At 66.6% G+C, this 9,899-nt stretch carries 10 protein-coding genes; 3 read left to right on the plus strand and 7 right to left on the minus strand.

All coding sequences use genetic code 11. The features are described 5' to 3' along the window. Positions 1-1,308 (minus strand): hypothetical protein (locus tag WBF82_RS15875; protein ID WP_424383941.1); only part of this gene is annotated, 1,308 nt, incomplete at its 3' end. 367 nt (positions 1,309-1,675) lie between these two features. On the opposite strand from WBF82_RS15875, the gene WBF82_RS15880 reads away from it, so the two are divergent. Then, a complete protein-coding gene (locus WBF82_RS15880; RefSeq protein ID WP_424383942.1) occupies positions 1,676-3,130 on the plus strand; it encodes a hypothetical protein in 1,455 nt (484 codons plus the stop codon). On the opposite strand, the gene WBF82_RS15885 is transcribed toward WBF82_RS15880, so the two are convergent. Next, entirely contained in the window at positions 3,127-4,161 is a 1,035-nt protein-coding gene (locus tag WBF82_RS15885) for an NAD-dependent epimerase/dehydratase family protein (RefSeq protein ID WP_424383943.1), read from the minus strand. The genes WBF82_RS15880 and WBF82_RS15885 overlap by 4 nt on opposite strands. Then, positions 4,158-4,934: an S-methyl-5'-thioadenosine phosphorylase gene (locus WBF82_RS15890; RefSeq protein WP_424383944.1), complete on the minus strand. Its 777-nt coding sequence runs from the start codon at positions 4,932-4,934 to the stop codon at positions 4,158-4,160. Before WBF82_RS15890 ends, WBF82_RS15885 begins: the two co-directional genes overlap by 4 nt. Positions 4,935-4,972: 38 nt before the next feature. Here WBF82_RS15890 and WBF82_RS15895 point away from each other — a divergent pair, with 38 nt between their 5' ends. Continuing rightward, positions 4,973-5,845, plus strand: a complete 873-nt coding sequence (locus WBF82_RS15895; RefSeq protein ID WP_424383945.1) for a 1,4-dihydroxy-2-naphthoate polyprenyltransferase — start codon at positions 4,973-4,975, stop codon at positions 5,843-5,845. A 2-nt stretch (positions 5,846-5,847) separates the two neighbouring features. Here WBF82_RS15895 and WBF82_RS15900 read toward each other — a convergent pair whose 3' ends face one another. After that, a complete protein-coding gene (locus tag WBF82_RS15900; protein WP_424383946.1) occupies positions 5,848-6,159 on the minus strand; it encodes a DUF4229 domain-containing protein in 312 nt (103 codons plus the stop codon). A gap of 47 nt (positions 6,160-6,206) precedes the next feature. On the opposite strand from WBF82_RS15900, the gene WBF82_RS15905 reads away from it, so the two are divergent. Next, positions 6,207-6,368, plus strand: a complete 162-nt coding sequence (locus WBF82_RS15905) for a hypothetical protein (protein WP_424383947.1) — start codon at positions 6,207-6,209, stop codon at positions 6,366-6,368. Here WBF82_RS15905 and WBF82_RS15910 read toward each other — a convergent pair whose 3' ends face one another. From WBF82_RS15910 to WBF82_RS15920, 3 genes are all read right to left on the minus strand, one after another. Continuing rightward, positions 6,369-7,655, minus strand: coding sequence for a MinD/ParA family ATP-binding protein (locus WBF82_RS15910; protein ID WP_424383948.1), 1,287 nt, complete (start codon positions 7,653-7,655; stop codon positions 6,369-6,371). A gap of 78 nt (positions 7,656-7,733) precedes the next feature. Next, positions 7,734-8,708 carry a c-type cytochrome biogenesis protein CcsB gene (gene ccsB, locus WBF82_RS15915; RefSeq protein WP_424383949.1) on the minus strand — a complete coding sequence of 325 codons (975 nt, stop codon included), beginning with the start codon at positions 8,706-8,708 and terminating at the stop codon, positions 7,734-7,736. After that, positions 8,705-9,899 (minus strand): cytochrome c biogenesis protein ResB (locus WBF82_RS15920; RefSeq protein ID WP_424383950.1); only part of this gene is annotated, 1,195 nt, incomplete at its 5' end. The genes WBF82_RS15920 and ccsB, both read right to left, overlap by 4 nt.

A 9,899-nucleotide genomic window follows, 5' to 3' on the forward strand; every position in this document is an offset into this window, starting at 1 on the left:
GGTCGTGCCAGTCGTGCCAGTCGTGCCCGTCGTCGAACCCGTCGTCGAACCCGTCGTGCCCGTGGTCGAGCCGGTCGTGCCAGTTGTGCCCGTCGTCGCACCCGTTGTGCCCGTGGTCGAGCCGGTCGTGCCCGTTGTGCCCGTCGTCGCACCCGTCGTGGTACCGGTCGTGTTGGGGAACGGTATCGGGATTGGAACCGGGATCGGGATCGGCACCACGTTGGGCGGATTCACGGGAGGCGGAACGTCAGGGGCTGGGGGCACAGCCGGGGCCGGTGCGATTGCCGGACCAGGACTGGAGAGCTCCGGAACGCCGCTGCCCGGCGGCAGCACTGCGGCGGGGATAGCGGCGGGGTTCGCGGCGGGCGCCGGCGGTAACGGTGCCTGCTGCTGAGTTGGCAATGGCGGCATGAACTTTCCCGGCGCGACATTCGGGTGCCCTTGCACCGGTTTGGTACTCGCGGTCGGGCGAATGGTGACGGCAACCGCTACAGCCAACACCGCGAAGCCGATGATCGCGAAAGCGACAACGGCATTGCTGATGAGCAACGACCGGGTGGTGAGCCGCGAATCGGCTCCCTCGGCGTACTCCTCTTCGGTCTCGCTCGCAGCGTCCATTGGCAGCAGGTCGGCCTCGTTAGACATCGAATAGGCCAACTGGTCCTGCTGCTCGCTCATCTGCGTCATCGCTGCGGCAGGCGGAATCGCTCCGGTCTCGCTCGCCAGCCTGACTGCTTGGGTCATGCCCGTCGGCTCCACGGCCATCGCCGCGCCACGCGCGATCGCGAACGCATCCGGAACCTGCACCGGCATGGTTGATGTCGCGCGCAGCTGATTGGCGACAGTGTTGAGCTCGGGCGAAGCGCCGATCACAAAAACGTCGCCCGCAGCGCCGCCTTCAGCGCCAAGCCGGTTCATCAATGTGTCGAGCGCAGCGGTAGCGTCGGAGCCTTCGATCGGCTGGGCGGCCAAAACGGTCGGCGGTGCTTCGTCGGCCCCGACCATCGACAATGTCGCCGTCTGTTCACCGACTAGCAATACGGCTGTACCCTGTTCTGTGGCGCCGTGAGATGTGTTGCGCACCAATGCCGTTGCCGCTTGCGACTCCGACACCACCGCGACGTCCTCGAGACCGGCGTTGATCAACAGTCGGCGTAGCTCATCTGCGAGCTGCTGATCCGACCAGCACACTCCGGTGGCGACGAGCCGGTGGTTTTCATCGGCGAGTAGCCGATGGGTGCCCACCACGGTGTCGGCCAATTTCTCGATCGGTTGCGCCGCGACATCGATAGTCGATTGATCGATCACGTCGGGCCCCGTAGGGGTCGACCCAACAAGCGCTAAGCGTGCGATCGGACCCGTGACCGCTACCCCAAGAACTGCGTCCACGACCCGGCCTCTCCTGCTGTATTGCCTTAGCAGCATTACACCTCAAAGGGCCGCAGCATAAGCCATTCGCCCGATAACCTCGCCAACTAGGCAAACCGGCAGCGCGATGGCGCAGCTAGGTGTTGACTGGGCTCAGTATCGAACGAGCACCGACGAGTAACCGCAACGATCCCAGGGGAAGCCGGTGAGCGAAACCGCCAACCACCCGCCAACCGGACCGATTGGCCGACCGCCTCAAAGTGCGCCTACCCAAGCTCAACCGGCGTCTGCGTACGACGCTCTACCCGTGCCCTACCACAACCCGGCGCGACGATGGAACATCGCCAGGGACGTCACGGGCGTGGTCCTGCTTTTGCTTGCACTGGTCTTCCCATGGAATCTGTACTTCGGGATGGGGATCCCCAACAGCAGGACATCAATTCTCGGAGTGCTGCTTGTCGTGACAGCGCTTTCTCTGGTGTCGGTCGCCGCGACGTATGTCGCACGCGCCAATGCCGTCCTGGCCGCCCGGCTTCGTCTGAGCCTCAATACTCCCTACCTGCTGCTGGTACTCGCCTTCGTGGTGTTCGAGGCAGTGCAAACAGTCCGATACGGCGGCAGCATCAGAGTGCCAGGTGGGCTCGGCCCGGGTGCATGGCTCGGGGTTGGCGGCTCACTGCTGTGCGCGCAGCCGGTGCTCACCGAACTAGCCCCCGATGACGGCAGGTTCGCCAGATGGCTAGCGGCGTCCCGCGTCGTGGGCTACGCGTCGATCGTTGCCGCGGTGTTGAGCTTTGTGTTCATCCTGTACTGGCGGATCCGATACGCCCTGCCCGGCCAGGCCGGTATGTCCGGTTTCGGCAAACAGAATGTCGCGGTCATCGTCACCGCGGTGGTCTACGGCGTGGTGGCATTGGTCACCCTCATCGTCGCGTCAAGCTGGATTGTTCAGGACGCCAAGCCGTCCCGGCTGGCGACCGTGGCGCTGGGGGCCTCGACACTTGTCGCCGGGCTCCTCGTCTGGATCCTTCCCATCGGACGCGAGATCGACGGATTCCACGGGATAGCGCAGAACACGTCGACGGCGGGCATTGGATTCGAGGGCTACGCGGCGTGGGCCGCGGCCGCGGCGATTCTTGCACCACTGGCCCTGCTGCAGGCCGGGCGGGCACGGCCGATCGATGAGGGCCTGTGGCGAGAGGCAGCGCGAAAAGGGTTGCTGCTCATCTTCGTATGGTGCGCAGGGTCGGTGGTGATGCGAATTACCGACCTTCTCGTCGCGGTGAACTTGCACTACCCCTACTCGCGCTACGACAGCATGGCGCTCGCCGCATTCGATCTGCTCACCGCCGTCATCGCTGGCTGGCTCCGGGTCAACCTGGCCAACCTTTCCCTGTCGGTCAGATTGGTGTCGTCGATGTGTGGGCTGCTGGTCGGGCTCGCGGTCGCCCGAATCGTGGTGGGTGTCGTGTTGGCTCCGCGGTTCGCAGCACCTAAGCGCCCGCCCGGGATGAATAGCGCGGTCTACGGAAACAATCTCGCCCAACAGATCACCAGCACGTTCGACGTGGTGTTGTGCGGGATCGCCTTGGGTGTCCTGGCCGCGGCCCTGGTTGTGGGTCGGCGCCGCCGCCGCATGGTGCAACCTCCCCCGCACGCTCAGGCTCTCCCACCGGCACGGACCCAGCGGCCGCGGATCCATCGCTCGCAGGGCGCAACTACCGAGCGACCCAAGATCTTTCGGGCAGCGGACGGGCGCTAGCCACGCAGCGGGGCGAACGCGAATTCGCGCAGCCCCTTACCCGGATCGACGGCCGCCCGGAAACCCAACACGTCGGCGGCCTTCGTCGGATCGGCGACAATGTGGCGCACGTCGCCGCTGCGATACTGTCCGGTGACCGTCGGCGACTGGGCGGAATCCCGCGCTTCGCACAGCAGCGTAGCCACCTCCATGATGGAAATCGGCTGCCCGGAGCAGACGTTCGCGGCGGTGAACCCATCGCGACCAGCTGCTACCGCGGCCACATTGGCGGCGGCCACGTCGTCGACGTGAACGAAGTCCCGCATCTGGCCGCCATCTTCGAAAACCTGTGGCGGCTCGCGCCTTTCGAGTGCTGAGCGGAAGATCGCGGCGACGCCGGAATACGGCGTATCGCGCGGCATATCGGGGCCGTAGACGTTGTGGTAGCGCAACGCCACCACCGATCCGCCCGTCGACTCCGACCACGCCAACGCGTAATGCTCCTGTGCCGTCTTGCTAGCCGCATACAGGCTGCGCGGGCGCAACGGCGCATCTTCGTCGACTAGCTGCCAGGCCAATTCTTCGCCGCCGATCGGGCAGCGGTGCTCGAAAACACCGGCATTCAGGTCTCTCGGCCGCCGCGGTAGCGGGTCGACCAGCCCGTGCTCGGCGCAGCGGTAGCGGCCCTGCCCGTAGACCACCATCGACGACGCCAGCACCAGTCGCGCCACCCCGGCGCGAAACATCTGCGCCAGCAGCACGGCAGTCCCAAAGTCGTTGTGGCTGCCGTAATCCGGCGCGTCGGCAGCATTCACGCCTGCCCCGACTACCGCGGCCTGATGGCACACCAGGTCGACACCGTCGAGTAGCGGGGCCAGCGCGTCGGCGTCACGGATGTCGACGCGTCGGCAATCGGGGGGCAGCACCGCATTGCCTCCGTGCGCCGCGGGGAGCATGGCATCCACGGCGACCACGGCGTGGCCTGCGGCCCGCAGCGCCGCATCCACTCGCGACCCGATGAAACCGGCAGCTCCGGTCAGCAGCACCCTCACGGCTGGTCGAAAGGCAACTCGGTACCGGTATGAGACTGACATTCGGTGCAGCTGCGTTCGGCGGCGACCTGACCGATGGCCTCGGCGACAAGCTTTTTGAACGGCTCGATGTTCTTCTCGAATTCGTCGATGACCTCGACGACCTTCACCCCGGCACCGGCGTCGATGCCGGCATCCAAGTCTGTTACTAAAGCGATTGTCGCATAGCATATTTCGAGTTCGCGCGCGAGCACCGCCTCCGGGTAGCCGGTCATGTTGATCAGGGTGAAGCCCGCGGCGGCGAACCACTGGCTTTCCGCGCGGGTGGAAAACCGCGGACCCTCGATGACCACCATTGTTCCTCCGTCGACCACGCCGGCCAGCCCGGTGATCGCGGATCGCAACGTCGGGCAGTACGGATCGGCGAAGGACACGTGCGCCGCACCGGAGTCGAAGTACGTGTCGGCGCGGCGACGGGTACGGTCCACCAACTGATCGGGTGCCACGATCGCCCCCGGCTGCAGGTCAGGCGTCAGGCTGCCCACCGCGCACGGGGCGAAGACCTGCCGCACCCCCAGCGCGCGCAGCGCCCACATGTTGGCCCGATACGGCACCTTGTGCGCCGGATACTCGTGGTTGGCGCCGTGACGGGGCAGGAACGCGACCTCATGCTGGCCGACCGTGCCGATCGTGACCGGGGCACTCGGCTCACCGTACGGGGTGTCCAAATTGACGCTGCGTGCGTCTGAACCGAAGAACGTGTAGAAGCCGCTGCCGCCGATCACTCCTAGCATCTGATCATTGTCGTGCACGGGCATGGAACGATCGACGGGTGGCCAGTTTTGCGCAATGGATCGCGGGCGCGCGACCCCGAACACTTCCCAACGCCGTCGCACCGGTGATCGCGGGTACTGGCGCCGCCGCCTGGCTGCATGCCGCCAGCTGGTGGAAGGCGCTGCTCGCACTGGCCGTCGCCCTGGCACTGATCATCGGGGTCAATTTCGCCAATGACTACTCCGACGGCATCCGCGGCACCGACGACGTCCGCGCCGGCCCGTTGCGCCTGGTCGGCTCGCGGCTGGCGACTCCCCGATCGGTGCTGACGGTGGCCGTCGCCAGCATGAGCGTCGGCGCAGCGGCCGGGTTGGCGCTCGCGGTCACCAGCGCGCCGTGGCTGATCCTGGTCGGCGCCTTCTGCATCGCCGGAGCATGGTTGTACACCGGTGGCTCAAAACCTTACGGCTATGCGGGTTTTGGCGAACTCGCGGTATTCCTGTTCTTCGGGCTGGTCGCCGTGCTGGGCACCCAGTACACCCAGGCGCTGCGGGTCGACTGGGTGGGCGTGGTGCTGGCGGTGACGACGGGAGCGCTGTCGTCGGCGGTGTTGGTGGCCAACAACCTGCGGGATATCCCGACCGACGGGCAATCCGGCAAGCTCACGTTGGCGGTACGCCTCGGCGACACCGGGACTCGCAGGCTCTACCAGGGGCTGCTGGCGCTCGCCGCGGTGTTGACCCTGACGCTGATGGCCGCTACACCGTGGTGTGCGGTCGGGCTGGTCGCCACCCCGTTGGCGCTGCGGGCGGTGGCACCGGTGCGATCTGGTCGAATGGGAGCCGAGCTGATTCCGGTGCTGCGCGATACCGGCCTGGCGATGCTGGTGTGGTCGATCGCGGTGGCAGCCGCGTTGACGCTGGCCGCCTGACTTCACTCGTCCGGTGGCGCCTCGCCGCGCAACCTGGCCCGGAGCTGCTCGCGATCACGACGCCGACGTTCGGTGGCCACCTGAAGTCCGGCGGTGGCGCGACGGCGCAGCGGGCCGAACAACCAGATGCCGAGCGGCATCGCAATGATGAGCGCAAACAACGCGGCAACGGCTATCGGAAACTCGTGCACGCCAATCAGTCGGCCCGCTCCATAGATCACCGCGGTGACGACCACCACCAACGCCAGCCGAGCCGCGACGTACAGCAGGACGCTGACGACACCGCGGCCAACGGAGCTCTCGGCCTTTGACACAATGCGAGCCTAAGACGCCGCGTATATTCAGACCAAGGAGGTGTTGAGTGCTGTACCTGCTCCTCGTCCTCGTACTGGGGACGCTGATCTACGTCGGTTGGCGCACGGCCCGTTCACAGGTCAACCGCCCGAAGACTCGCGTCATCGGGCCCGACGACGATCCGGACTTCTTGTGGCGGCTCGGCCACGGCGATAACAACCCGCGTTAGTTAAATGAAGTGCTCGTTGGATCGGCGCTCATCGTTCGGAAAACCGTCGGCGACAACGGCTGCCAATTCGATGAGCGCTTCCCGCGTTTCCCGCTTCAGCCGATCCAGGCTGATCTCCGCGCCCTCCTCGAGATGCGGATCGAACGGCACCAGACGCACCGCGCGGCACCGCCGCGAGAAGTGATCGACCACCTTCTGCATATCGACCTTGCCTGACCGCGGCCGCACCGCGTTGATCACGGCGATCGAATTGCGGACCAGATCTTCGTGGCCATGCGCGTCGAGCCAGTCCAGCGTCGCTGAGGCACTGCGCGCCCCGTCGATCGATCCCGAGCTCACCACGATCAGGGCGTCGGTTCTTTCCAGCACCGACGTCATCGCCGAATGCAAGAGCCCGGTCCCGCAGTCGGTGAGCACCAGGCCGTAGAACCGCTCCAGGATTTCCAGCGTCTGCGCGTAGTCATCGGCGCTGAACGCCTCGGACATGGCCGGATCGCTTTCCGAGGCGAGCACCTCCAGCCGGCTCGGGCCCTGCGAGGTGTAACTGCGAACATCGCTGTAGCGCTGGATGCCCTCGGCGTCGCGCAACAGGTGGCGCACGGTGGCCGGCGTCTCCAACGGCACCTTTTGGCTCAGGGTGCCGCGATCGGGGTTGGCGTCCACGGCCACCACCCGGTCTCCGCGAATCGACGCGAAAGTCGCCCCCAGCGTGGCGGTGATGGTGGTTTTACCGACGCCGCCCTTCAGCGACAGCATCGCGATCCGATAGCAACCTCGCAGCGGCGCATTGACCTGCACGGTGAGGTCGTTGTAGCGCAAAGTCCGTGGACTTTCGCCGACATTGATCAGCTGTCCCGACAAGACATACAGCCACCGACGCCAACCCTCTGACGGCGCCGGCTTGACTTGGCGCAACAGCGTGCTGGTGGACAGTTCCGGATACGGCGACGACGGGACGTGCTGCTGCCGGTACCCAGCGTCCGCCGACGCGGCGGGTGGGCGTCCCCCGTAGTTGCCGTAGACCCGCCGAGGCGAATCGACGACCCGCGGAAGTCCCTGGTAAGGCGTGGCCGCCCAGGCCCGCGGCTCTTCGCGGGTCTCCGGCGGCGGCACAGCCCGCGTCACGGCTTCGCTGAAGCGCCGTTCGGTGCGGAAGCCGGCAAACGCCGTGGTGGGCGGCTCGTGGGCCGGCGCTGGTGGCGGCTGCGGCGGCATCTCAGTGGTCGGATGGTCTTCGCGATCGCGCGATACCCCCGGGTTCGCGTTCTGCGTGGGATGGTCAGCCACGTGCTCTTTCCCCTTGTTGCAACACTCGGGTCACTTGTTGACGAACGGTCTTGTTAGGGCGAATCCCCCGATGTCGACCTAGCCCACCCCAGCATAGGAGTGCAAACCAACCGTCACCAGGTTGACGAAGAACAGGTTGAACACCATGGCCACGAAACCGACCACGTTGATCCAGGCCGCTTTCCGGTCTCGCCAGCCAGCCGTCGACCGAGCATGCAGGTAGGCGGCGTAGACCACCCAAGCTATGAACGCCACCGTCTCCTTGGGATCCCAGCCCCAATACCGGCCCCAGGCCTCCTCGGCCCAGATCGCGCCGAAGATCACACCGAAACCGAACACCGGGAACGCGAAGATCGTGGTCCGGTAGGCGATCCGATCCAGCGTCTGCGCGTCGGGCAACCGCCGAACCATCCGAGCAAACGCACCGGGCGTCTCCGGCTCGCCCACCCGAGAGGTCTGCAGCAGGAACAGGATGCTGGCCACGCCCGCCACCAGGAACACCCCCGAGCCCAGGCTGACCACCGATACGTGGATGGGCAGCCAGTAGGACTGCAGCGCGGGCATCACCGGCGCGGCGTTGGTGTAGAGCCAGCGCCCCGACACCGTCAGCAAAATCAGCACCGGCAGCAGCAGGAAAACCCACAGCGGACGGTACTGCGGTCGGCGCAACACGATCGCGCCGGCGACCAGGCCGCAGAAGCAGGTCAGGTTGATGAACTCGTACATGTTGCCCCACGGCACCCGCACGGTGGCCAGACCGCGCAGCACGATGCAGGCCAGCAGCAGGGCGATCCCGGCGTAGACCAGGATCAGCCCGGCCCGGCCCACGCGTTCGTCGAACGGCCGCCGGGGGGCATCCAGCACCACGCCCGGGGTCGCGCTGTCGGCCAGCACCAACCCGGCGCTCACCAATTCACGTTCGGCGCGCCGGCTGCGGGCATAGGCGAGTTCGACCGCCAGCAGCAACAAGGCCACTACCAGCACGACCACTGCGGAAGTGAACGCCCAATCCGAATTGCGCGCCAAGCCCAGGTCGACATGGCTTGTATTCACTGGGTGCTCCTTCCGGTCGCGATCGGCTCGGCCTGCGACGCCGGTAGACCGTCCTGCAACCGGCCGACAAGCCGCTCGAATTCGTCGCCCCAGCCGGAGTTGTCGGTCCGCGCCAGGCCGCCTAGCTCGACGTTCACCGTACCGGCCGGGCCCGACGTGAGCCGGACCCATACCCGCCGTCGGCGCACGAGCAGCGACACCACCAGCCCGGCCATCATCGTGATCGCGAATACCAGCACCCAGATCTGCCCGGGGTCGTGCGAGACCTGCAGGTTGACGAACGGGACGGCGCCGTCGAAACGCACCACGGTGCCCGCCGCCGGACCCTGATCGAGCCGCACCTGCTGGCCCACCCGCAGGTTGACCCGCTTGGCCCGGGTGAGGCGGTGCTGGTCGATCAGACGCGGGTCAAGGGTGTAGAGCGATTGCGGCCGGCCGGTGTCCAGCCCCGTGTCACCGGAGTAGATGTCGACGGCGACCGCTGGGGCATTGAGCGCGGGAAAGCTCGACGACAGCAGGGTGCCCTCGAGCTGTTCGGTCGGCGCGAGCAGACCCTGGATGGCGATCTGGTGTTTGCGACGGTCGGCGGCGTCGGGATAGGCGCCGGCCGGCGGGTCGATACGCGCCACCCCCGAGGACAGCAGCGTGCGGGGGTTGTCGGGTCGCCATTGCACCGTCGAGGTGCGGGTCTGCCCGTCGGGGAAGGTCACTGTGAACGTCGGCGCATACCCGTGGCCCTGCAGGTAGACCCGGTCGCCACCGACACGCAATGGGTGGTTGACCTCCAGCCGGTAGCGCTGCCAACTGTTGTTCGCGAGGTCGCGGCCGGACTGGTAGTCGATGTCGGCGGCAAACGACGTGGCCTGCCCGCTCGCCAGGTAATGCGCGGCAAAGTCGTTGACGCGCAGGCAGATTGGATGCAGTGATGTGCCGTCGACGGTATTGCCGGCACGGAACGAGTCGAACGCGGCAGGCGAAGCCGAGCAGAAACCGGGGCCGCTGTCAGCGATCACGACGACGTTGCCCTCGTAACCGAACAGCTTGCCGACGGCCACCGCCACCAGCAGGCCGACGAGCGAGAAATGAAAGACCAAGTTCCCGAATTCGCGAAGGTAGCCCTTCTCGGCGGAGATTTCGATGTCTGTGGCGGACCTGCGGGTGACCTTGCGCCAACCCCGCAACCGGTCGGCC

Origin of the sequence: Mycobacterium sp., from assembly GCF_049673265.1 — a bacterium.
GTDB lineage: Bacteria > Actinomycetota > Actinomycetes > Mycobacteriales > Mycobacteriaceae > Mycobacterium.

Bases quoted from the DNA above. Each gene is read 5' to 3' on its own strand.
- WBF82_RS15890 (WP_424383944.1), bottom strand. From the start codon at position 4,934: ATGCTAGGAGTGATCGGCGGCAGCGGCTTCTACACGTTCTTCGGTTCA.